Genomic DNA, 475 nt, shown 5'->3' on the forward strand with positions numbered 1-475 from the left:
CGCTGGATATGGCGAGCGATCCGGCCGGCAAGCCGCTGAAGCCGTTGTTCCGCAAGGCGTTCGAATATTCGGACGGCTGGGTCAATGACGCGCGCCTGGTGGCGCTGAATGCGCGTGACGCCGCCGACCGGGGCGCCGTCATCCGCACCCGCACCAAGGTCGTCAGCGCGCGACGCGACGGTTCGACCTGGACCATCAAAGTGCAGAACGTGCTTACCGGCGAGACCGAGGAAGTGCGCGCGCGGCTTCTCGTCAACGCCGCCGGACCCTGGGTCGATCACGTGCTTTCGGCCGCCGTCGGCCAGAACGAGGTCCACAATGTCCGTCTCGTGCAAGGCAGCCACATCGTCGTCGCCAAGAAGTTCGACGATCCGCGCGCCTATTTCTTCCAGAACAAGGATGGCCGCATCATCTTCGCCATTCCCTACGAGGAAGAATTCACGCTGATCGGCACTACCGACCGCGACTATCCTGG

1 protein-coding gene is annotated in these 475 nt (G+C 64.0%); it reads left to right on the forward strand.

The features are described from left to right. Positions 1-475 (forward strand): FAD-dependent oxidoreductase (locus tag EOD07_RS37040; protein WP_127238543.1); only part of this gene is annotated, 475 nt, incomplete at both ends.

The organism is Mesorhizobium sp. M2C.T.Ca.TU.002.02.1.1 (genome assembly GCF_003997225.1).